Annotated in this window: 20 protein-coding genes and 2 tRNA genes; 6 read left to right on the top strand and 16 right to left on the bottom strand. The window is 69.0% G+C overall.

The window, feature by feature from the left end; all coding sequences use genetic code 11:
* Positions 1 to 13: 13 nt before the first annotated feature.
* From HQ308_RS16310 to HQ308_RS16285, 6 genes are read right to left on the bottom strand one after another with little or no spacing between them, the layout of a single operon-like run.
* Complete coding sequence (locus tag HQ308_RS16310; RefSeq protein WP_222647171.1) at positions 14 to 2,665, bottom strand: valine--tRNA ligase; 2,652 nt, start codon at positions 2,663 to 2,665, stop codon at positions 14 to 16.
* A 9-nt stretch (positions 2,666 to 2,674) separates the two neighbouring features.
* Positions 2,675 to 4,729: an alpha/beta fold hydrolase gene (locus HQ308_RS16305; protein ID WP_222647169.1), complete on the bottom strand. Its 2,055-nt coding sequence runs from the start codon at positions 4,727 to 4,729 to the stop codon at positions 2,675 to 2,677.
* Positions 4,730 to 4,747: 18 nt separating this feature from the next.
* A complete protein-coding gene (locus tag HQ308_RS16300; RefSeq protein WP_222647167.1) occupies positions 4,748 to 5,719 on the bottom strand; it encodes a DUF3445 domain-containing protein in 972 nt (323 codons plus the stop codon).
* Positions 5,716 to 6,636, bottom strand: coding sequence for a PDR/VanB family oxidoreductase (locus HQ308_RS16295; protein WP_222647165.1), 921 nt, complete (start codon positions 6,634 to 6,636; stop codon positions 5,716 to 5,718). Before HQ308_RS16295 ends, HQ308_RS16300 begins: the two co-directional genes overlap by 4 nt.
* Complete coding sequence (locus HQ308_RS16290) at positions 6,633 to 7,013, bottom strand: hypothetical protein (RefSeq protein WP_222647164.1); 381 nt, start codon at positions 7,011 to 7,013, stop codon at positions 6,633 to 6,635. Before HQ308_RS16290 ends, HQ308_RS16295 begins: the two co-directional genes overlap by 4 nt.
* Positions 7,014 to 7,053: 40 nt before the next feature.
* The gene (locus HQ308_RS16285) at positions 7,054 to 8,043 is read right to left on the bottom strand and encodes an iron-siderophore ABC transporter substrate-binding protein (RefSeq protein ID WP_222631375.1); all 990 of its coding nucleotides are present in this window, start codon (positions 8,041 to 8,043) and stop codon (positions 7,054 to 7,056) included.
* A gap of 164 nt (positions 8,044 to 8,207) precedes the next feature.
* On the opposite strand from HQ308_RS16285, the gene fdhD reads away from it, so the two are divergent.
* The gene (gene fdhD / locus HQ308_RS16280) at positions 8,208 to 9,056 is read left to right on the top strand and encodes a formate dehydrogenase accessory sulfurtransferase FdhD (RefSeq protein WP_222630308.1); all 849 of its coding nucleotides are present in this window, start codon (positions 8,208 to 8,210) and stop codon (positions 9,054 to 9,056) included.
* Here fdhD and HQ308_RS16275 read toward each other — a convergent pair.
* From HQ308_RS16275 to HQ308_RS16265, 3 genes are read right to left on the bottom strand one after another with little or no spacing between them, the layout of a single operon-like run.
* Positions 9,025 to 10,413, bottom strand: coding sequence for an amino acid permease (locus HQ308_RS16275; RefSeq protein WP_222647163.1), 1,389 nt, complete (start codon positions 10,411 to 10,413; stop codon positions 9,025 to 9,027). The genes fdhD and HQ308_RS16275 overlap by 32 nt on opposite strands.
* An 18-nt stretch (positions 10,414 to 10,431) precedes the next feature.
* A complete protein-coding gene (locus HQ308_RS16270) occupies positions 10,432 to 11,076 on the bottom strand; it encodes a CoA transferase subunit B (protein WP_056445900.1) in 645 nt (214 codons plus the stop codon).
* On the bottom strand, positions 11,073 to 11,819 hold the full coding sequence (locus tag HQ308_RS16265) for a CoA transferase subunit A (RefSeq protein WP_037185784.1): 747 nt from the start codon (positions 11,817 to 11,819) through the stop codon (positions 11,073 to 11,075). Before HQ308_RS16265 ends, HQ308_RS16270 begins: the two co-directional genes overlap by 4 nt.
* 107 nt (positions 11,820 to 11,926) lie before the next feature.
* On the opposite strand from HQ308_RS16265, the gene HQ308_RS16260 reads away from it, so the two are divergent.
* Positions 11,927 to 12,748 (top strand): IclR family transcriptional regulator C-terminal domain-containing protein, encoded by an 822-nt coding sequence (locus tag HQ308_RS16260; protein ID WP_222638453.1) that lies wholly within the window; start codon positions 11,927 to 11,929, stop codon positions 12,746 to 12,748.
* 45 nt (positions 12,749 to 12,793) lie between these two features.
* On the top strand, positions 12,794 to 14,002 hold the full coding sequence (locus tag HQ308_RS16255; RefSeq protein ID WP_056445905.1) for an acetyl-CoA C-acetyltransferase: 1,209 nt from the start codon (positions 12,794 to 12,796) through the stop codon (positions 14,000 to 14,002).
* Here the strand turns inward: HQ308_RS16255 and HQ308_RS16250 are convergent.
* The 6 genes from HQ308_RS16250 to HQ308_RS16225 all read right to left on the bottom strand — a co-directional run bounded on the left by HQ308_RS16250 (position 13,999) and on the right by HQ308_RS16225 (position 19,057).
* Positions 13,999 to 14,268, bottom strand: coding sequence for a SelT/SelW/SelH family protein (locus tag HQ308_RS16250; RefSeq protein WP_027505655.1), 270 nt, complete (start codon positions 14,266 to 14,268; stop codon positions 13,999 to 14,001). The two genes, HQ308_RS16255 and HQ308_RS16250, sit on opposite strands and share 4 nt — an antisense overlap.
* 92 nt (positions 14,269 to 14,360) lie before the next feature.
* On the bottom strand, positions 14,361 to 15,641 hold the full coding sequence (gene clpX / locus HQ308_RS16245) for an ATP-dependent Clp protease ATP-binding subunit ClpX (RefSeq protein WP_027505654.1): 1,281 nt from the start codon (positions 15,639 to 15,641) through the stop codon (positions 14,361 to 14,363).
* A 225-nt stretch (positions 15,642 to 15,866) separates the two neighbouring features.
* Positions 15,867 to 16,532, bottom strand: a complete 666-nt coding sequence (locus HQ308_RS16240) for an ATP-dependent Clp protease proteolytic subunit (RefSeq protein WP_027505653.1) — start codon at positions 16,530 to 16,532, stop codon at positions 15,867 to 15,869.
* A 79-nt stretch (positions 16,533 to 16,611) separates the two neighbouring features.
* The gene (locus HQ308_RS16235) at positions 16,612 to 17,208 is read right to left on the bottom strand and encodes an ATP-dependent Clp protease proteolytic subunit (RefSeq protein WP_051613384.1); all 597 of its coding nucleotides are present in this window, start codon (positions 17,206 to 17,208) and stop codon (positions 16,612 to 16,614) included.
* Positions 17,209 to 17,449: 241 nt separating this feature from the next.
* The gene (tig, locus tag HQ308_RS16230; RefSeq protein WP_056445908.1) at positions 17,450 to 18,868 is read right to left on the bottom strand and encodes a trigger factor; all 1,419 of its coding nucleotides are present in this window, start codon (positions 18,866 to 18,868) and stop codon (positions 17,450 to 17,452) included.
* 115 nt (positions 18,869 to 18,983) lie between these two features.
* Positions 18,984 to 19,057 (bottom strand) — tRNA-Pro (locus HQ308_RS16225).
* Positions 19,058 to 19,249: 192 nt separating this feature from the next.
* Here HQ308_RS16225 and HQ308_RS16220 point away from each other — a divergent pair.
* Positions 19,250 to 19,320 (top strand) — tRNA-Gly (locus HQ308_RS16220).
* 60 nt (positions 19,321 to 19,380) lie between these two features.
* Here HQ308_RS16220 and HQ308_RS16215 read toward each other — a convergent pair.
* Complete coding sequence (locus tag HQ308_RS16215; RefSeq protein WP_222647162.1) at positions 19,381 to 19,797, bottom strand: STAS domain-containing protein; 417 nt, start codon at positions 19,795 to 19,797, stop codon at positions 19,381 to 19,383.
* 229 nt (positions 19,798 to 20,026) lie between these two features.
* Here HQ308_RS16215 and HQ308_RS16210 point away from each other — a divergent pair, with 229 nt between their 5' ends.
* Both HQ308_RS16210 and HQ308_RS16205 read left to right on the top strand, forming a co-directional pair.
* Positions 20,027 to 20,860, top strand: a complete 834-nt coding sequence (locus HQ308_RS16210; RefSeq protein WP_222647161.1) for a universal stress protein — start codon at positions 20,027 to 20,029, stop codon at positions 20,858 to 20,860.
* Positions 20,861 to 20,948: 88 nt separating this feature from the next.
* Complete coding sequence (locus tag HQ308_RS16205) at positions 20,949 to 22,283, top strand: EAL domain-containing protein (RefSeq protein ID WP_222647159.1); 1,335 nt, start codon at positions 20,949 to 20,951, stop codon at positions 22,281 to 22,283.
* The last annotated feature ends 11 nt before the right edge of the window (positions 22,284 to 22,294 follow it).

Genomic DNA, 22,294 nt, shown 5'->3' with positions numbered 1-22,294 from the left:
TTTCCCGGATAGCTCACGCCGGCCCCATCTCACGCAGACGTGCGGTGATGCGCTCGACGTCCTCGCGGGCGATCTGCTGCCGTGCGCGGATCTTGTTCACGACCGCCTCGGGGGCCTTGCCGATGAAGGCCTCGTTGCCCAGCTTGGCCGTGGTCGCGGCGAGTTCCTTCTCCGCGGCCGCGAGATCCTTCTCGGCGCGCTTGCGCTCGGCCGCCACGTCGACGGTGCCGGACGTGTCGACGGAGACGACGACGGTACCGAGCGAGAATCGGACCTCGATGGACGCCGTCTCGGCGAAGTCCTCCTCCGGCTCCGTCAGGAAGGCGAGCGCACGGGTCGCGGGGATCTGTGCCGTGAGGTCCGCCTCCTCGACCCCGAGCAGCCGCGCCGGGACCTTCTGCTTCGGCTTCACGCCCTGGTCGCTGCGGAAGCGGCGCACCTCGGTGATGAGCTTCTGCATGTCGGACACGCGTTGCAACGCGACGGGATCGGCTCCGACCCCGGTCTCCTTCGGCCACGGTGCGACCACGATGCTCTCGCCGCCCGTGAGCGCCTTCCACAGCGTCTCGGTGACGAACGGGACGACCGGATGCAGCAGGCGGAGAATGGAGTCGAGCACGACACCGAGGACGATACGAGTGGGTTCCGCCGCGCTCTCCGACGAGAACTGCACCTTGGCCAGTTCGAGGTACCAGTCGCAGACCTCGTCCCAGGCGAAGTGGTACAGCGCCTCGCACGCCTTGCCGAACTCGTAGCGGTCCAGCGCGTCGTCCACCTCGGCGCGCACCGTCGCCAGCCGGTCGAGGATCCAGCGGTCGGCGTCCGTGAGCGTCTCGCGGGCCGGGAGATCCTGCACCACAGCGCCGTTCATCAACGCGAACTTGGTGGCGTTGAACAGCTTGGTGGCGAAGTTGCGCGAACTTTGCGCGTTGTCCTCGCCGACCGAGAGGTCACCGCCGGGATGGGCGCCGCGCGCCAGCGTGAAACGCAGTGCATCCGCACCGAATCGGTCGACCCAGTCGAGAGGGTCGATGCCGTTGCCCTTCGACTTCGACATCTTGCGGCCGAACTCGTCGCGCACCAGCCCGTGCAGGAACACGTCGCGGAACGGCACCGGACCGGGCAGCTCGTCGCCGACGGTGGTGCCGAACATCATCATGCGGGCGACCCAGAAGAACAGGATGTCGTAACCCGTGACGAGAACGCTGGTGGGATAGAACTTCTCGAGGTCGGGAGTGCGGTCGGGCCAGCCCATCGTCGAGAAGGGCCACAGGCCGGACGAGAACCACGTGTCCAACACGTCCGGGTCCTGCACCCAGCCCTCGGGCGGCGTCTCGTCGGGGCCCAGGCAGACCGTCTCACCGTCGGGTCCGTACCAGATGGGGATGCGGTGCCCCCACCACAGCTGGCGCGAGATGCACCAGTCGTGCATGTCGTCGACCCACGCGAACCACCGCGGTTCCTGACTCTTCGGGTGCACCACGGTGCGCCCGTCGCGCACGGCGTCGCCGGCGGAGGCCGCCAACGTGGAGACGTTCACCCACCACTGGAGGGAGAGTCGCGGCTCGATGGGCTCGCCGCTGCGCTCGGAGTGGCCGACACTGTGGACGTACGGACGCTTCTCGGCGACGACGCGGCCCTGCTCCGCGAGTGCCTCGCGCACGGCGACACGAGCCTCGAAGCGGTCCATACCGTCGAACTGCGTTCCGGTGTCGGCGATCCGGCCCGACGTGTCCATGATCGACGGCATCGGCAAGCTGTGCCGGAGACCCATCTCGAAGTCGTTGGGGTCGTGTGCCGGCGTGATCTTCACGGCGCCGGTGCCGAACTCGGGGTCGACGTAGTCGTCGGCGACGACCGGGATCTCGCGGTCGAGGAACGGGTGCGGAAGCGTCGTTCCCACCAGGTCCCGGTAGCGCTCGTCGTCGGGGTGAACGGCGACGGCGGTGTCGCCGAGCATCGTCTCGACACGAGTGGTGGCGACCACCACGTGCGGTTCGTCGTCGTTCAACGATCCGTAGCGCAGCGAGACCAGTTCGCCCTCGACGTCCTCGTACTTGACCTCGATGTCGGAGATCGCCGTCTTCAGCACCGGCGACCAGTTGACGAGGCGCTCGGCGCGGTAGATCAGGCCACGATCGTGGAGCAGCTTGAACATGGTCTGGACAGCACGCGAGAGGCCCTCGTCCATCGTGAACCGCTCGCGGCTCCAGTCGACGCCGTCACCGATCCGGCGCATCTGCTCGCCGATGGTGCCGCCGGACTCACGCTTCCACTCCCACACCTTCTCGATGAAGGCGTCCCGACCCAGTTCGTCCTTGGACGTTCCCTCGGCGACGAGTTGCTTCTCCACGAGCGACTGCGTGGCGATGCCCGCGTGGTCCATGCCGGGAAGCCACAGCACCTCGTAGCCCTGCATCCGCTTGCGACGGGACAGGACGTCCATCAATGTGTGATCGAGGGCGTGGCCCATGTGCAGGCTGCCGGTGACGTTGGGCGGCGGGAGCACGATCGAGTACCCCGGCTTCGCGCTGTCCGGATCGGCGACGAAGTACCCGGAGTCGACCCATCCCTGGTAGAGGCCTGCTTCCACGTCACCGGGATTCCAGGCCTTGGGCAGGCGGTCGGCAGGGTTCTCGTCGGGCGCTGTCGTCGATCTGGTCACCGGGTGATTCTAGTGCGCGTCGGGATCGACGGTCCGGCCCGGTCGCGCCGCGAGGATCTCGGGCATCGGAGTGGATTGTCCGAGTACGTGCTCGGCCAGGAAGGCGTGCACGGCGCCATACCAGACGGCGGTGTGCTGCGGCGAGAGGATCCAGTGGTTCTCGTCGGGGAAGTACAGGAACCGGTGCACGGTCTCCCCGTTCTCGTCGGCGGGAGAACCGGACTCGGACAACAGCTCCCACCACAACCGCAGCGCTTCGCCCACGGGCACGCGATAGTCCTTGTCGCCGTGGATCACCAGCATCGGGGTGACGATGTCCGCGACGGCCAGGTGCGGTGAGTTCTCGAACGCCATCTCCGGCGTCATCTCGTGCGCCCAGTACGACGCCTCGTCGGTGGTGGGACCGAACTGGTCCAGCGCCCACAGACCGGCGTGCGAGACGATCGCCCGGAAGCGGTCGGTGTGACCTGCGACCCAGTTGGCCATGTAGCCGCCGAACGAGCCGCCCATCATCGCCGTGCGCGTGGAGTCGATGTCCTCGCGTTGCTCGACGGCGTCGGTGACGGCCATCAGGTCCGTGTAGGGCTCCGTCCCCCATCGGCCCCAGCCGCGCTGCACGAACGCCTGCCCGTACCCGGTGGACAGTGCCGGATCGGGGAGCAGGACGGCGAATCCCTGGGCCACCAGCATCCACGGATTCCAGCGCCACGACCAGGCGTTCCACGATCCGAGCGGTCCGCCGTGCGCCCACAGCACCAGCGGCGCGGGCCAGTCGGCGGACGTGCCCGTTGGGAGAGCCAACCAGGCGCGCACCCGCACACCGTCCTCGGCGGTGGTCTCGATGTCCTCGAGGGTGCCCGGCAGTGCCGGCGTGGCGGCCGGTGATCGCAGCTCGGTCACCGCACCGTCGACGAGCGTGATCCGGACCGGATGCGGCGGAACGAGATACGACGAGCGCAGCGCGTGGACGACATCACCGTCCGGAGCCGGGCGCAGGTCGGTGTAGGCGTGGTCGTCCTGCGTCAGGCGGCGGGCCGCGTCGCGCGTCACGACGAAGATCGGTGCCCGGCCGTCGTCGTCCGCCGTCACCAGGATGCTGCGCCCGTCGGCGGACCACACCGGCGACGACGGCCACCGGTCCCACCCGGCCGCCCACTGCTCCGGCAGCCCGGTCGTCAGGTCGAGGACGTGCAGCGTGGTCCGCGGCGCCGCATCCGGTTCCGGATGCGTCTCGCGCACAAAGGCGACGCGCGTTCCGTCCGGCGAGACGGCAGGGGCTCCGACGTCGGCCACCGGGTCGTCGACCAGCACGGCGTCGGCACCGTCCGAGGTGTCGATCCGGACGAGCACGTGCCGTGTGGTGGCATCGGCTCCCGCGACCCTGCGTGTGGCCACCAGCCACGAGCCGTCGGGAGCCACCGCGACGGAGGTGTCGCGGTACGCGCCGCCGCCCGCCGAACCGCCGGGTCGCGGCGTCACCGTCCGCAGTGCGACGTCGGTGTCCTCGGTGTCGCCGAGGTTCCCCACGAAGACGTGCGTGGACGCCGGACCGAGGTCGCTGTCCCAGTGCCGCATCGGATATCCGCTGTGCAGGATCGCGGAGACGGCCTTGTCCTTCCGCAGCGCGCGCAGCGTCTCGTCACGGTCGACGTCGCCCAGAACCTCACCGGAGACAGCGAACACCGGCGCGTCGGACGCGGCCACGACTCCCCCGACCCCTCCGCCGCGGTGCGCGACTCTGCGGGCCTCTCCGCCCCGCGCGGACAGCGCCCACACCGCGGACGGTGCGTCGTCGTCACCGGACTCCGCTCGCACGAAGAGCAGGTCGCCGTTCGCGGCGAAGGTCGGTGCGGAGTCACCGGTGGCGGACCGGGTGAGCCGGCGCGGCGCCGACGTGCCGTCCGTCGCGATGGACCACAGACTCGAGACGTACTTCGTCCGTGCGGCATTCAGCTCGGACATCGTGGTGACGAGCGACGCTCCGTCGACGGACAGTGCGAGGCCCGCGATGCGGGGAAGGTCGAGGTAGGCGTCGGGAGTCCGGAAAGCGCTCGCGTCGGTCATGCCCCCGAACCTAGGCGATCACCCGAGCACCGCGCGACGTCTGCTCCGCCACCAGCGGTCGATCGCCGGTCGCAGCGCGGTCAGCCCCTTGTAGTCGGCCATGTCACGCGGCAGCTCCGCGGTGACCGCGACGACGCGCTCCGCCCAGCCGGGCACCGCGGCGAGTTCGTCGAGCGAGGCCTGATGGGTGCGGATGAGGAAGAGGATCGCACCGGACGGAGCGAGGCGCGTCAGGTGCTGCACCTCGACCCGCAGGCAGAGGCGCCGGCCGACCTCGTCGACGGACGCGGTCTCGAGGTGCCGTCGCGCGCGTGCCCACTCCCCGCGCGTCTCCAGAGAGGCGTCGAGCCGATGATCGACCCCGAGCGACCAGTTGGTGCGCCGCACGGTCAATCCCGCACCCAGCCCGAGGAGGAACGCGCGCACCCGCGCCACGACCCCTTCCTCCCGGACACGCGGGACGGGACCGTGGATGTCCTCGAAGCTCGCACCCAGAGCGAAGTTCACGGACCACCCCGACGCGAACGTCACCACGCCCGCGTCGGCGAACAGCTCGCCGCCGCGGGTGTCCAGCAGGACCAGATCGTCCGGGGTCTCCCCCGCCGCCAGCAGCAGTGGGTCGACGCTCGGGTCACCTCTGGCGACGTCGATGCTGGTGCCGGACAATCTGTTCGAGAAACGGACACGCCCGTCGTCGAGATCGAGCGTCGTCTCGTCGGGCATGCTGCGGTGCAGTTCGGTCAGCACCGTCTCGAGCGCGTCCCACCCGGCCGGCGCCATGTGCGGCAACGACACCGCTCGCCGGGGGTCCCGTGCGAGGATGCGGGCGCGTTCGGCCAGCGCGTCCCGATAGTCGGTGCCCGGTTCGACGACGTGCTCACCCCAGCCGCCCGCGGCGGTCCGATGAGCCGTGCGCGCCGGTTCGAGATTCGTGCTGTACCGGTACGTGTCACCGTCGAAGGGGAACGGGAAGGCCCGTAGGTCGGTCACAGGTCCACCACCAGACGGTCCCCCGCGGCGCGGGACACGCAGACCATCATCGAATCCGACCGTGTGCGTTCGTCGTCGGACAGGAACAGGTCGCGATGATCGACGGCGCCCGCGAGCACGGGCGTCCGACACCGACCGCAGACACCGTGACGACACTGCCGGTCGACGGACACGGCGGCAGTGTCGAGGACGTCCAGCACCGACTCGTCGGCCGACACCGGCAGGGTGCGACCGCTGCGCGCGAGTTCGAGCACGAACGACCGGCGAGGAGTATCGGGGCGGATGAACGCCTCGGTGTGCAGACGGCTCTCCGGCCAGCCCACCGCACGCGCGGCAGTCAGCGTCGCTTCGACGAGAGAGGGTGGCCCGCAGACGAACAGGTGAGTTCCCAGTGGCTGCCGGGTGAGCGCGTCCGCCAGTCCGCTCGTGAAGTCCTCGCGGGTGGTGCTGATCCGCGCATCGCACGACGTGGCCACGTCCTCGGCGAACGCGCCGCGTTCCGGCCGGTGGACGTAGTGCACCTCGGCGGTCGACCCGAGCCACCGCGCCAGGGACAGGATCGGCGTGATGCCGATCCCGCCGGCCACCAGCAGGTGCCTCCGCGCACGGAGAACCGGAGCGAAGGTGCTGCGCGGAGTGTCGACCTCGACGAGGTCACCCGGGCGCCGGCTCTGCAGCCATCGCGACCCGGCGCAGACGGCGAGTACCGCGCACGAGTAGAGGGACGGGGCGTGCGGCGGCCCGATCAGGGAATAGGCGTTGTACGGGGCGGACGCGTCGTCGCCGCAGCGCACCACCACGTGGCTTCCGGGCACGAACGACGGCAGCGCGTCCCCCGAGCGCAGCGGCGCGAGGTCGATGCGCCGCACCGCACCGTCCGGAGTGACCGCGGTCGAGTGGACCACCCGCAGTGTCACGACGCGGCGTCCGGAACGCCGAGGCGAGCAGCGAGACGGCTCGAGACATAGTCGGTCACCACGAGATTCGCACCGCAGGACCCACAGGGCGGTGCCGGTCCGACCGTTCCGCACACCGGGCAGTAGACGTCGACACTGCCGTCCTGCGTGACGACGACGGAGATCTCGTCGGGTTCTGCGCCCGCCCGCAGCGCCAGCTCACGGTAGACCGCGACATCGGCTGCGGAACCGATCAGCACACAGCGCCAGCCGACCACCGCACGGTCCGTCTCGGCGTCGAACCACGCGTCCGACTCCGGACCTCGCACCGCGAATCGGCCCGGGCTCTCACCGGCCGAGTCCGGACGGTCGGCGTCGCCGATGATCAGCACGGTCACGCCGCCGACAGTACCGCCGGCCGATCCGCGACCGGGCGTGTCAGCGCACGAGGGGTGCCAGCCGACCGGGGATCTCCTGCAACGCGAACGGCAGGCTGAGCACGGTGCTCCACGCCATGGCCTCGGCCGCCTCGTCCTCGAGAATGATCACGCGATTCTCCTGGACGGCGGACAGCTGCTGGTAGACGGGAGTGGCCGCCAGCTCGGCACGAAGCTTGTCACCGAAGCCGCCACCGGCGTACCAGACGAGCACGTCGACGTCGGCGAGAGACAACTGCTCGGTGCTCACGGTGGCGAAGTTGCGCTCGCCCACCTGGTCGACGACCGGCGGATTCACGAAGCCCAGTTCGTTGAGGAAGCGCACCTTCGGGTCCTGCGCGCCGTAGACACCGAACTGTCCGGGCCCCTGCAGCGCTCCGAGCAGCACCGTCTTGCCGGCGAACGACGGGTTGGCGGCAGCCGTGTCGGCGAACTCGCGCTCGAGATCGGTGATCAGCGTGCTCGCCTGATCAGCCCGACCGAGCGCCTGGCCGAGCAGTGCGGTCTGGTCGCGCCACGGAATGCCGTAGTCGACGAAACCGGTCGGCTGGGTGACGGTCGGGGCGAGCTGGGACAGCGAGTCGAACTCCGACTGCGTGATACCGGCATAGGTACCGACGATGAGATCGGGGCCTGCCGACGCCACCTTCTCCACGTCGATGCCCTCGGACGCGGTCCCGACGATCGCCGGTGCGGCGCCCCCCAGCGCAGACTGCGCCCAGGGCCAGGTCGCGGACGGGTAGTCGCCGTACCAGTCGAACACTCCGACCGGAACGACACCCAGCGCGAGCAGGGTGTCCTGGTCGTTGTACCCGACGCTGACGACGCGCTGCGGATCCGACGGCACGCTGACCTCGCCGTACTTCGTGGACACGGTCGCGCCGGAGTCCTGCGATCCGCCGGAGTCGGAACTGCTGCACGCAGCGGCCACCGCGACGATCGCGCCGGTGGCACCGAGGAGGAAAGAACGACGTGAGACGCCGGCCGACATGGCCATGGTGAGGTGGTCCCTTCGATGGACGGCGGGGACCCAGCCCCCCTGGTGTAGGCAAGGCTAACTTATGCACCGCCGCCTCGGACACGGGTCCGTCCGCGCGCCGAGCCGACGCGGGTCCACTATGGAGTGATGAGCACGTCGCACGAGAGCCACCACTGATGGGCCGCGCCACCGTCCGCCGACCGGTCGTCCGCATCCGCGGACCGCACCGCTCGTCACGGCCCGACACCGTGGTCGCCGAGGAACCGTTGGAGTTACGCGTCGGCGGCAAGGCGTTGGCCGTCACCATGCGTACGCCCGGACACGACGTCGAACTCGCGCACGGGTTCCTCGCCACCGAGGGCGTCATCGGCGGCCGCGACGACATTCTGGCCGCACGGTACTGCGACGGTGTCGACGACGAGGGGCTCAACACCTACAACGTGCTCGATCTCGCTCTGGCACCGCACGTCCCACCACCCGACCCCGGGGTCGAACGGAACTTCTACACGACGTCGTCCTGCGGCGTCTGCGGCAAGGCGTCACTCGATGCGGTGCGGCTCAAGACCCGCCACTCCCCCGGAGCCGACGGCGCGACAGTCACGACGACCGTCCTGACCACGCTCCCGGACACCCTCCGCGAGCACCAGCGCATCTTCGCGTCCACGGGCGGGCTGCACGCGGCCGCGCTCTTCGACACGGATGGCACGCTTCTCGCGGTGCGGGAGGACGTAGGCCGACACAACGCCGTGGACAAGGTGATCGGGTGGGCGGTGCTCGAAGGACGGGTTCCCCTCACGGGAACGGTGCTCATGGTCAGCGGACGCGCATCCTTCGAGCTCGCGCAGAAGGCCGTCATGGCCGGGATCCCGATCCTCGCCGCGGTGTCCGCGCCGTCGTCGCTCGCCGTCGACCTCGCCGACGAGTCCGGCCTGACTGTCGTCGGCTTCCTCCGCGGAGACGGTATGAACGTCTACACCCACGCCCACCGTGTGATCAGCGAGCCGCCGCCCGACGACGCCCGGTGATCAGACCGACGACGGTCAACAGCACGAGCACCGCGAGGGTGGCGAGTACCTGACGACGGGACGACGCGTCCGTCAGCATGAGCACGGTCAGGCCCACGAGGAGCGCGAGCGCCACCCAGCTGAGGTACGGGAACGCCCACATGCGAACGGGCAGTGGACCTGCCGCCTCCAGACGGCTTCGTAGTCGTAGCTGCGACGCCACCGTCACCGCCCAGATCGCCAACAGGGACGCGCCCACGGCGTTGAGCAGGAACGTCAGCAGACCGTCGAGGTCGAGATAGTTCAGCAGCACGGCCACGAAGCCGAAGAACACCGAGACGAGCAGCGCGGCACGCGGGACCCCCGACGCATCCACCCGCGCCAACGGCCCCCTCCGGCCTTCCCGCCCACCACCGGCCGGCCTCCGGCCTTCCCGCAGCGCCAGCGAGTACATCATCCGGCTGGTCGCGTAGATCTGCGCGTTGAAGGCACTGAGCAGTGACAGCACGATGACGGCCTCCATGAAGCCGACCACCCCGGAGAGGTTCGCCTGCTGCAGCACCAGCGTGAACGGGCTCTCCGCGGCCGACTGCGCCTCGTCGAGACGGTTCCACGGCAGCAGCAACGTGATCACCAGGATCGACCCGAGGTAGAAGACGCTGATGCGCCACACGACGCTGCGCACCGCGCGCCCCACCGACAGGGCCGGGTCCTTCGACTCGGCCGCCGCGATGGTCACGATCTCGATGCCGCCGAAGGCGAACGCCACGACCAGCAGCCCCGCGGCGATGCCCGAGACGCCATTGGGCGCGAACCCACCGAGACCGGTGAAGTTGGCGGCGCCGACAGGGGCCGAACCGGGGAGCAGGCCGAACACCAGCAACGTCCCGACGACGAGGAACCCGATGATGACGGTGACCTTGATGGCGGCGAACCAGAACTCGAACTCGCCGAAGTTCGACACCTTCGCGAGGTTGATCGCGGCGAAGACGACCATGGCCACGAGGGCGGGGATCCACGGATCCACGTCGAACCATGCACCCATGAAGGCTGCGGCGCCGGTCATCTCGGCGCCCATGACCATCACGAGGGTGAACCAGTACAGCCAGCCGGTGACGAAGCCGGCGGTGCGGCCGAACGCCATCTCGGCGTAGGTCGAGAACGATCCCGACGACGGCGAGGCGGCGGCCATCTCGCCGAGCATGCGCATGACGAGGATCACGAGGAAGCCGGCGAGGGCGTAGGACAGGAGGACGGCGGGTCCCGCGGCGGCGATGCCGGCGCCGGTGCCCAGGAACAGCCCGGCGCCGATCGCGGAGCCGAGGCCCATCATCGTCAGGTGGCGGACCTTCAGTCCGTCGGTGAGTGAGTCGACCATGAGAAGGAAACGGTAACGCTACGTCCGGACGCGGACCTCGGCGCCCGTCGCCGCGAGGACGTCGTCGACCCCCACACCGGGTGCGGTCTCGATCAGTTCGAGCCCGTCCGCCGTGACGTCGAGGACCGCCAGATCGGTGATGATGCGGTGCACGCAGCCGCGACCGGTGAGCGGGAGCGTGCACCTCTCGACGATCTTGGGCTCCCCGCTGCGGGAGACGTGTTCCATCATCACGATGACGCGTCGCGCTCCGTGGACCAGGTCCATCGCGCCGCCCATCCCCTTGACCATGTGGCCGGGGATCATCCAGTTGGCGAGATCACCGCGGCTGTCCACCTGCATCGCGCCGAGGACGGCGACGTCCACGGCGCCGCCGCGGATCATGCCGAAGGACTGTGCCGAGTCGAAGAACGAGGCCCCCGGGAGCACGGTGACGGTCTCCTTGCCGGCATTGATCAGCTCGGGATCGAGTTCGTCCTCGGTGGGGTACGGGCCCACGCCCAGAACTCCGTTCTCCGAGTGCAGGATCACGGTCCTGTCGGGGGGAATGTGGGCCGGGATCAACGTGGGCATACCGATGCCCAGGTTCACGTACTGCCCGTCCTCGAGTTCGGCGGCCACCCGTGCCGCCATCTCGTCCCGTGTGCGCGGAGTCGGGGTCATGACCGCACCGTCCTGCGCTCGATCCCGACCGTCACGGGCCCGACGACGACGACGCGCTGAACGTGGATTCCGGGCGTGTGCACGTCCTCGGGCGTCAGCTCCCCCGGCTCGACCAGATGCTCCACCTGGGCGATGGTGATGCGCCCCGACTCCGCTGCCGGTGGATTGAAGTTGCGGGCGCTGGCCCGGTAGACGAGATTGCCGTACCGATCACCCTTCCAGGCGTGCACCAGTGCGAAGTCGGCGGCGATCCCGCGCTCGAGGACATGGGTGACACCGTCGAACTCGCGCGTCTCCTTCGGGGCCGAGGCGAGAGCGACCCCGCCGGCGCCGTCGTACCGCTGTGGCAGCCCGCCCTCGGCGACCTGGGTCCCCACCCCCGCGGGGGTGAAGAAGGCCGGGACTCCGGCGCCGCCCGCTCGCAGCCGCTCGGCGAGCGTGCCCTGCGGTGTCAGCTCCACTTCGAGTTCACCGCCGAGGTACTGGCGGGCGAACTCCTTGTTCGACCCGACGTACGAGCTGACGGTCCTGCGGATCCGGCCCTGCTCCAACAGGATTCCCAACCCGAAGCCGTCGGTCCCGCAGTTGTTGCTGATGGTCTCGAGATCGGTCGCACCCTGATCGAGCAGTGCAGCGATCAACAGCTCCGGCACACCGACCAGACCGAATCCGCCCACCGCGATCGACGATCCGCTCGGGATGTCGGCCACCGCCTCGGCGGCCGAGGCCACCACCTTGTTCATCATGACCGTGACCCTAACGCACTGTTCGACAAGTGAACAGAAGTCCGCCATGCGAACACTGTGCTTCAATGAGACACGCGCATCCGAGCCGACGAGGAGAGGACCCCATGACCGAGCCCGCACCGCCGCAGACCCGCGCTGCCGCCGCGGATCACGTGCAGTCCCTCGCCCGCGGACTCGCGGTGATCCGGGCCTTCGACGCGGACCATCCCCGTCGCACGCTGTCCGAGGTCGCCCGAGCCACCGATCTCACCCGCGCCACGGCCCGTCGCTTCCTGCTCACCCTGGTCGAACTCGGGTACGTCCGCACCGACGGCACCACCTTCGCGCCGACTCCGAGGGTCCTCGATCTCGGCTACTCGTACCTCTCGTCGCTCTCGCTCCCCGAGATCGCCGGACCGCATCTCGAGGCCTTGACCGCGCGCGTGCACGAGTCCTCGTCGGTGTCCGTCCTGGACGACCTCGACGTCGTCTACGTCGCCCGGGTCCCGGTGAGTCGCATCATGACCGTGTCCATCACCATCGGCACCCGTTTCCCCGCCTACGCCACCTCGATGGGCAGAGTCCTGTGGGCCGGTGTCGACGAGAACGCTCTCGCGAACCTTCTCGCGCGCACCGACCTCCGCGACCTCACGGGACGGACGGTGACGACGGAGTCGAGCCTGCGCGCCGAACTCGATCTCGTTCGGACACAGGGCTTCTGCATCGTCGACCAGGAACTCGAGATCGGACTCCGCTCGATCGCCGCGCCGCTGCACGGGCACGGCGGCGCCGTCACCGCCGCGGTCAACATCAGCACTCCCGCGGCGCGCTACTCGCTCGACGAGTTGAGAACCACCGTCGTGCCGGCGCTGCTGAGCACCGCGGCCGCCATCGACGCCGATCTCGCCCGCGTCGCGTCGCGGTCGGACGCAGCCCGCACCTCCTGACCTCTCCCCCCACCCGACCACCGACACACGAGACGAGACCACGCCATGCTCGACGCCGTCATCTGCGCTCCGCTGCGCACCCCCGTGGGCCGCTTCGGCGGGGCCCTGAAGACCGTTCCCGCAGCGGACCTCGCGTCTGCCGTGATCATCGAGATCCTCTCGCGCACCGGGCTGTCCGGCGCCGACATCGACGACGTGATCCTCGGGCAGGGCGCACCGAACGGCGAGGCACCGGCGATCGGACGCGTCGCCGCACTCGATGCGGGGCTCGGCATCGGCGTCCCCGGCCGCCAGGTCGACCGCCGCTGCGGGTCCGGGCTGCAGGCCGTTCTCGACGCCTGCATGCAGGTCTCCACGGGCGTGAGCGACGTCGTGCTCGCGGGCGGCGTGGAGTCGATGAGCTCCACCGAGTTCTACACCGACGGTGTGCGGTGGGGCGTCGGCGCCGACTCCGTGCCCCTCCAGGACAGGCTCGCACGGGCCCGGATCACGGCCGGCGGCACACACTTTCCCGTGCCCGGTGGGATGATCGAGACGGCCGAGAACCTCCGCGAGCAGTACGGTGTGCCACGCGCCGACCAGGACGCCTTCGCGGTGCAGTCCCACCAGCGCGCCGTCGCGGCGCAACGGAGCGGCGTCTTCGCCGAGGAGATCGTGCCCGTCACGGTGCCTCGGCGCAGGGGCGATCCCGTCGTCGTCACCGACGACGAGCATCCCCGAGCCGACACCACCCTCGAGTCGCTGTCCCGGCTCCGCCCGATCCGCGGAACGATCGATCCGGAATCGACGGTCACCGCCGGCAACGCCAGCGGCCAGAACGACGGCGCCGCGCTCTGCCTCGTCACCACGGCGGACAGGGCCGCAGCGCTGGGGCTGACACCCCTGGTCCGACTCGCCGGATGGGCGGTGGCCGGTGTCGCGCCGGCGACGATGGGCATCGGCCCGGTCCCGGCGACGGCCGCCGTTCTCGGCCGGCTCGGCCTCACCCTCGACGACATGGACGTCGTCGAACTGAACGAGGCGTTCGCCGCCCAGGTGTTGTCGGTGCTGACCGAATGGTCGATGGACCCCGCCGACCCTCGGCTCAACCCGCACGGCTCGGGCATCTCCCTCGGCCACCCGGTCGGCGCGACCGGCGCACGCATCCTGACCACCCTCGCTCACGAGATGGTGCGACGAGACGTGCGGTACGGCCTCGAGACGATGTGCATCGGCGGCGGCCAGGGACTCGCGGCGGTGTTCGAGCGCGTCTAGGGACGGTCCGCGTGCCCGAGGTCGCGCTCCGGGTCGACCTCGTCTCGAACGAGTTGCTTCAGGACGGTGATCTCGGGAAAACCGCCGCGCTCCTTGCGATCCCACACCACGGACTCCCCCACCACGACGCGGAAGACTCCGCCGGTGCCGGGAATCAGCGCCACCTCGGTGAGGTCGGATCCGAAAGTCTGCAGCAGTTCCTGCGCCATCCATCCGGCTCGCAGGAGCCACTGACACTGGGTGCAGTACGTGATCGCGACGCGCATGGCGGCGACCCTACCCCCGACGTTCCAGAGCCCCGACGCACGAGAGCCCCGGCGACCATCGGTCGTCGGGGCTCTCGATCGAGCTGAGGGGGTCAGGCGCTCTTCTCGCGCCGTTCCGGCCGGTCCGGCTTGCGCGGCACGATGGTGGGGAGCACGTTGTCGTTCACGGTCTCCGCCGTCACGACCACCTTCGCCACGTCGTCACGACTGGGGATGTCGAACATGACCGGGTTGAGCACTTCCTCCATGATCGCGCGCAGTCCACGAGCACCCGTGCCGCGATGGATGGCCTGCTCGGCCATCGCGTCCAGCGCGTCCGGGGTGAACTCCAATTCGACACCGTCCATGTCGAACAGGCGCGTGTACTGCTTCACCAGAGCGTTCTTCGGCTCCGACAGGATGGTCACGAGGGACTCCTTGTCGAGATGCGTGACCGACGCGACGACCGGCAGACGACCGATGAACTCGGGAATCAGACCGAACTTGATCAGATCCTCGGGCATGACCTCGGCGAAGTGGTCCTGCGTGTCGATCTCGGCCTTGGAGTGGACCTCGGCGCCGAAGCCGAGGCCGCGCTTGCCGATGCGGTCCGACACGATCTTCTCGAGCCCGGCGAAGGCACCGGCGACGATGAAGAGGACGTTGGTCGTGTCGATCTGGATGAACTCCTGGTGCGGGTGCTTGCGTCCACCCTGCGGCGGGACACTGGCCTGCGTGCCCTCGAGGATCTTGAGCAGGGCCTGCTGCACACCCTCGCCGGAGACGTCGCGCGTGATCGACGGGTTCTCGCTCTTGCGAGCGATCTTGTCGACCTCGTCGATGTAGATGATGCCGGTCTCGGCGCGCTTGACGTCGTAGTCCGCGGCTTGGATCAGCTTGAGGAGGATGTTCTCGACATCCTCACCGACGTACCCCGCCTCGGTCAACGCGGTGGCGTCGGCGATGGCGAACGGGACGTTCAGCATCTTCGCCAGCGTCTGCGCGAGGTAGGTCTTGCCGCAACCGGTGGGGCCGAGCATCAGGATGTTGGACTTGGCCAGTTCCACGGTCTCACCACGGGCGTCACGGGCCTTGTCGCCGGCCTGGATGCGCTTGTAGTGGTTGTAGACCGCAACGGCGAGACGACGCTTCGCCGTGTCCTGACCGATGACGTAGTTCTCCAGGAAGTCGCGGATCTCCGCGGGCTTGGGCAACTCGTCGAGCTTGACCTCGCTCGACTCGGCCAGTTCTTCCTCGATGATCTCGTTGCACAGATCGATGCACTCGTCACAGATGTAGACACCTGGTCCGGCAATGAGCTTCTTGACCTGCTTCTGGCTCTTTCCGCAGAAAGAGCACTTGAGCAGATCACCACCGTCACCGATGCGTGCCATGAGCGTTAGTCCTCACTAGTGAAAGAGAATCTCTGCGTGCGACCGTACCCGCCTTCGCGGTCGGAGGTCGACTTCTGACGCAACCCGAGCAGGCATGTCGGAGCGGCGTCGCACCCCCTCGGACGTGGGTGAATCGATGCAGTCCGGGGGCTCGGAACCGGCCGGAGCCACCCGTCCACGACCCGTCGTCCGGGCGTGTCGGGAGCGGCCTCCGGCCGGCCGGCGTCACTTGCGTGCGGAGAGCTTGCGGTATTCGAAGACGGTGTCGATGATCCCGTAGTCCTTGGCCTCCTCGGCCGTGAGGATCTTGTCGCGATCGGTGTCCTTGCGGATGACGTCGGCGTCCTTGCCGGTGTGGCGACCGAGGGTGGTCTCCATCAGACGACGCATGCGCTCGATCTCCCGAGCCTGGATCTCGAGGTCCGACACCTGGCCCTGCACACCGCCGGTGGACGGCTGGTGGATGAGGACGCGAGCGTTCGGCAGTGCCGCACGCTTGCCGGGGGCACCCGCTGCGAGCAGCACGGCGGCGGCCGACGCGGCCTGACCGAGGCAGACGGTCGCGACATCGGCGCGCACGTACTGCATCGTGTCGTAGATCGCCATCAGCGACGTGAACGAGCCACCGGGCGAGTTGATGTACATCGTGATGTCGCGGTCGGGATCGAGACCCTCGAGCACGAGCAGCTGCGCCATGATGTCGTTCGCCGAGGCGTCGTCGACCTGCACGCCGAGGAAGATGATGCGCTCCTCGAAGAGCTTGTTGTACGGGTTCGACTCCTTGACGCCGTAGCTGGAGTGCTCGACGAAGGACGGGAGGATGTAGCGGGAATCGGGCCCGGCGGGCGAGCTGGAGCCGGGGAGAGAACGGGGATCGAAGAGCTGGGACATCAGTACTCCAAGGGTGTGGGTGAAGAGATCGGACGACCGACAGGAGCGAGCGCGTCGCGCGCTGCGCTGTCCGGTCCGATCAGTTGTCGGCTCCGCTGGTGCCGCCGGCCTGCTCGGCGCGTGTGATGACGTGATCGACCATGCCGTACTCCAGGGCCTGCTGCGCCGTGAACCACCGGTCGCGGTCGGAGTCCTCGGTGACCTGCTCGAACGACTGGCCGGTGTGCTGTGCGATCAGTTCAGCCATCTCGCGCTTGGTGAGGGCGAACTGCTCGGCCATGATGGCGATGTCCGCCGCGCTGCCACCGATTCCGGCGGACGGCTGGTGCATCATGATGCGGGCGTGCGGCAGGGCGTAGCGCTTGCCCTTGGTCCCGGCGGTGAGCAGGAACTGGCCCATCGACGCCGCCAGGCCCATCGCGTAGGTCGCGACGTCGCACTCGGCGAAGTTCATCGTGTCGTAGATCGCCATGCCGGCCGAGACGGAACCGCCGGGCGAGTTGATGTAGAGCGCGATGTCGCGAGTGGGGTCCTCTGCCGAGAGCAGGAGGATCTGGGCGCACAGCTTGTTCGCGATGTCGTCGTCGACCTGCGTGCCGAGGAAGATGATGCGCTCACGGAGCAGACGCTCGTAGACGGAGTCGCTGAGGTTGAGTCCGGCGGTCGCGGACGTCATGGCCGGAGCGGTCACGATCGACCCTGCCTGACGGGACGGCCCTGCCTGGTCGGTGTTGGTCGCCGGGTTCGTGGTGGTCACGGTACCTGCCTTCTCGTGCTCGATGTGGTCTCGCCTGAACGAGTTTCTCGCCGTGAGCGCGAACGTTCCCTGTGGACGGAACGCTCACGTTCTCTGTCACCGACACTAACGAAGGACGGCGGCCCCGGAGTCCCGGAACCGCCGTCGTTCGCTGTGAGCGTTACTTCTGCTGTTCGCCCGCAGACGAATCGTCCGCAGCCGACTCGTCCGTGGACGACTCGATCTCCGCCGACTCGGTCTCGTCGGTGGCCTCGTCCTCGGGATCTCCGAAGAGCTCCTTGGTGTCGACGCTCGCACCGGCGGTGTCGGTCACGGAGACGCGATCGACGATCGCGGCGAGCGCCTTGCTGCGACGGATGTCGGCGAACAGTGCGGGCAGCTGGTTGGCCTGCTGGACCTGCTGGATGAACTCCTCCGGCGCGATGCCGTACCGCTGCGCCTGGAAGACGATGTTCTGGGTCAGCTCTTCCTGTCCGACCTGGACCGACTCGGCGTCGGCGATGGTGTCGAGCAACAGCTGGGTGCGCACGGACTTCTCGGCACTCTCACGCGCGTTCGTGTCGAACTCCTCGCGCGAGGAGCCTGCGGCCTCGAGCTGCTGCGCAAGCTTGTCCTCGTCGTGGTCGAGAGGATGGATCGCGTCGTGCAGCGCGGAATCGACCTCGGCCTTGACGAAGGCCTCGGGAACCGGGACCTCGACGGACTCGAGCAGAGCCTCGAGCACCTTGTCGCGGATCTGTCCGGCCTGCTCGACCTTCTTGACGCGGGCCACGCGCTCGCGCAGATCGGCCATCAGCTCGTCGAACGTGTCGAACTGGCTCGCCAGCTGGGCGAACTCGTCGTCGGGCTCGGGCAGCTCGCGCTCCTTCACCGACTTCACCGTGACGGTGACCTGCGCTTCCCGGCCGGCGTGCTCACCGGCGAGCAGCGTCGTCGGGAACTCCTTGGAGTCACCCACGGACAAGCCGACGATCGCGTCGTCGAGACCCTCGATCAGCTGGCCGGAGCCGACCTCGTGGGACAGGCCCTCGGTCGAGGCCTCCGCGACGTCCTCCCCGTCGACCGTGGCCGACAGGTCGATGGAGACGAAGTCGCCGGTCTGCGCAGCGCGCTCGACACCGGTGAGGGTGCCGAAACGCTGACGCAGCGAGAGCAGCTGCTCGTCGACGGCCTCGTCGGTGATCTCGACCGGGTCGACGGTGACGGTGACGCTCGAGAAGTCGGGCAGCGTGATCTCGGGACGCACGTCGACCTCGGCGGTGAAGACGATCTCCTCGCCGTCCTCGAGCTTGGTGATCTCGATGTCCGGCTGGCCGAGGGGCTTCAGCTCGGTCGAGCTGAGCGCGTCGTTGTACTTGGCGGGCAACGCGTCGTTGACCACCTGGTTCAGGACGTTCGCGCGGCCGACGCGTGCCTCGAGAAGCTTCGCGGGCGCCTTGCCGGGCCGGAACCCGGGCAGGCGGATCTGCTGCGCGAGCGTCTTGTAGGCGCGGTCGAAATCAGGCTTCAGCTCCTCGAAGGGCACCTCGACGTTGATACGGACTCGCGTCGGGCTCAGCTGCTCGACAGTGCTCTTCACGAACGTGCTCCTTCATCTGCTCGACTGCAGTGACTCGGTGTCGGACTGTGGTGGTGCGGGGTGGTTCCGGTGGGAAGGTGGATCTGGACCATTCGATCGCGGCGACCGACGTCTGTCGGGATGACAGGATTCGAACCTGCGACCCTCCGCTCCCAAAGCGGATGCGCTACCAAGCTGCGCCACATCCCGTTCCTCGTGCACGCCGTCACCCTCGATCGTGGCGATTCGCACCGGCAAGGCCACAGCGACGTGCGCCGACGATCCTACGGCGGTACCGCGGAGGCGCCGACGGCGGGCCGATTTCTCGATCGCGCGCGACGTTCGGTACAGTTCCTCAACGCAGGCGGCAGGAGCTGGCGATCCCAGCACCGCCGCAGGCATGCGGGCGTAGCTCAATGGTAGAGCCTCAGTCTTCCAAACTGATTACGCGGGTTCGATTCCCGTCGCCCGCTCCGCTAACGCGAGAGCCCCCCGATTCACCGAATCGGGGGGCTCTCCTGCGTTCGAGGGGGTCAGCCGGCGTCGGACAGGACTCCGGCGCCGTCGCGCGCCGAGCTGACCAGCGACACGGCCTCGAAGATGCTTCCGCACACGGTGATCGGCGAGCAGACACCGAGGAGCTCGAGCGGGCGCCGCACTGCGGGGTCGGTGGCCACCAGCACCATCGGACGGACCGACAGCGAGGATGCCGCGCCGAGGAGAAGGACGGCGCCGGCGCTGCCCAGGAAGGTGACGTCCGACAGGTCGAGAACCACGTCCTCGTGGCCACGAGCAGCCACGCGTGCCAGGACCTCGCGGAGTTCGGGCGTGGTGCTCATGTCGATCTCGCCGCCGACCGACACCACGGCGACGTCGCCGCGTTCGTATTCGAGGACGGTGAGATCGGCAGCGTCGAAAGAGAAGTGGGTGTCGAGTCCGTGTGCGGTCATTGCTGTGTCTCCCGGTTCGTGTGCGTCGATCTCGTTCCTCGGCGTCTGCCTAAGATTCGCCCGCCAGAGTGACGAGGCTGCGTGCAGAGCATCACGATCCGATAACGTTCACAGCACGTCGAGGTAACGCCGTTGCAGACTCAACTGCTTGTTCCGGACATGACATCGCCTCGCGTCGGGAACACTGTGGTCATCTCGGCACCGTCCGTTCGAACCGCTGGAGGCCTGCATGCCCGTGTCCCACCCCGTCGTCGTCGGAGTCGACGGATCGTCCGCAGCGCTCGCCGCCGTGCGATGGGCCACGCGGCTCTGCACCGCTCGCGGCCTGCCCCTCGTGCTGGTCACGGCGGTGTCCGCGCCGGCCTTCGCGGACGTCGACGACACTGCAGCGAGTGCGCTCGACCGCATTCTCGCCGACGGAGTGGACGCGGCGCGGGCCGTGGCGGCCGACGTGTCGGTCTCCACCGAGACCCACTACGGCACCCCCGCCGGAGTACTGGTCGAACGATCGACGGACGCCGCGATGATTGTCGTGGGGACGCGGGGGCTCGGCGAGTTCACCGGAGGACTCTCCGCGTCGGTGAGCACGGCGGTGGCGACACACGCCTCGTGCGCCGTCACCGTGGTGCCTCTGGACACGCCGCCGAACGAGGGCACGGGACACGCCGTCGTCGTCGGCGTCGACGGCACGGACAACAGCGTGCCCGCCGTCCGCTGGGCGTTCGAGATCGCCTCGTCACGCGGGGCATCGCTGATCGCCGTGCACGCGTGGAGCGACATCGACGTTCCCGGCGGCCGCGGTCGGTCTGCCGAGGACGAGGAGGCCGTCCTCGCGGAGACGATGGCCGGGTGGTCGCAGGACTACCCCGGCGTCGAGGTGGAGCGCGTGGTGGTCCAGGACCGGCCGGTGCGGGAACTCGTGGCCAGATCGGCCGAGGCGGACCTCGTCGTCGTGGGTCGCCGCGGGCGGGGTGGATTCACCTCGCTTCTGCTGGGATCGACCAGCCGAGCCGTGATGCACTCGGTGGACGTCCCTGTCACCGTCGTGCCGTCGCCCGTCTGATCCGTCCTCGCCCTCGCGAGGGGTGATCGGCCTACTGTTTCAGATGCTGCAGGCACGCGGACTCGGTCCGCCGACGAGAGGACCGGGCGTGGAAGAGATCCCCGCAGGCCTGACGGTCCACTCCCTCTACCAACCCGTCGTCGACCTCTCGACGCGTGCGCTGGTCGGCTACGAGGCCCTCGCCCGCGGCCCCGTCGGCACACCCTGGGAGTCACCCGCCGCACTGTTCGAGTCGGCGCGTGCGCACGGGACCGTCGGTCAGCTGGACTGGATGTGCCGAGTCAGTGCGCTTCGAGGGGCGCTGGAGGCCAATCTGCCGACCGGGTTGCAGTTGTTCGTCAACATGGAACCCAGCGCGATGAACCTCGCGCCTCCCGCGGGGGTGGCCGCTCTGCTCGCCGAGGCGTCGCGACTGTCGGTGGTCGTGGAGATCACCGAACGTGACCTGCTCGCCGACCCCGCATCGCTGCTCGAGGCAGTGGAACGAGTGCGCGACCGACGGTGGCTCGTGGCGGTGGACGACGTGGGAGCCGAGACGGCGAGCCTGGCCCTGCTGCCGTTCCTGCGGCCCGACATCATCAAGCTGGACATGACGTTCACCCAGCAGCGGGCGACGGCGGACACCGCGCGGGTGCTCGCGGCGGTCTCGGCGGAGTCCGACCGCACGGGCGCGGTGGTCCTCGCCGAGGGCATCGAGACCGAGGAACACCTGCATCTCGCGCGTGAGATGGGCGCTGCTCTCGGCCAGGGCTGGCTCTTCGGCACGCCCGCTCCGTTGCCGCGCCGTGAGCCACACGCCGGCCCGACCGCCGCCGACCTGCCGTCGGACTCCCCCTTCGCCGTCGGGCTCACCCACCGCATGCCGTCCGCGCCGACGCCCTTCGCACTCGCCGCGGCCACCGGTGGCATCCGCCGCGGGCGTCTGTCCCTGCTCTCCACGATCATCGACCAGTTCGCGCTCCACGCGGCGGCCACCGGACCGTCGACCATCGTGCTGGCCACGGTTCCGCACTCGTTCGAGGTGTCCGCCGAGCAGATGCATCAGGCCGCGCACCTCGCCGCGTCCGGGACGCTCGTCGCCCTGTTCGGACGAGGCGGCGCCGCGACCACACCGCCGGTGCCCGGCCTGCACACCATGAGACTGCCCGCCGCGGACCCGCTGTTGCGGGAACTGTCGGTGATCGTCGTGAGCCCGCACTTCACCGCTGCCGTCATCGGAGCCGAAGCGGACGGCGGCGGATCGACCGACTCGGACCCGGTCTTGGACTACCGCCTGACGTACGACCGCGAACTGGTGCTCGACGCGGCCACCCTGTTGCTCCGCCGCACCACGCCCGTACCGACCGAACCCGGATCGGGTCCGCTGCCCGTCTTCGGACCCCAGCAACCGCCACGCATGTTCGGACACGGTCGAAACGGGTAGTCGGACGAGGT

Origin of the sequence: Rhodococcus sp. BP-241 (genome assembly GCF_019836145.1) — a bacterium.
Classification (GTDB): Bacteria; Actinomycetota; Actinomycetes; order Mycobacteriales; family Mycobacteriaceae; genus Rhodococcoides.
Note: the sequence above shows the minus strand (reverse complement) of the source record. Positions and strands in the feature narration are given on the sequence as shown.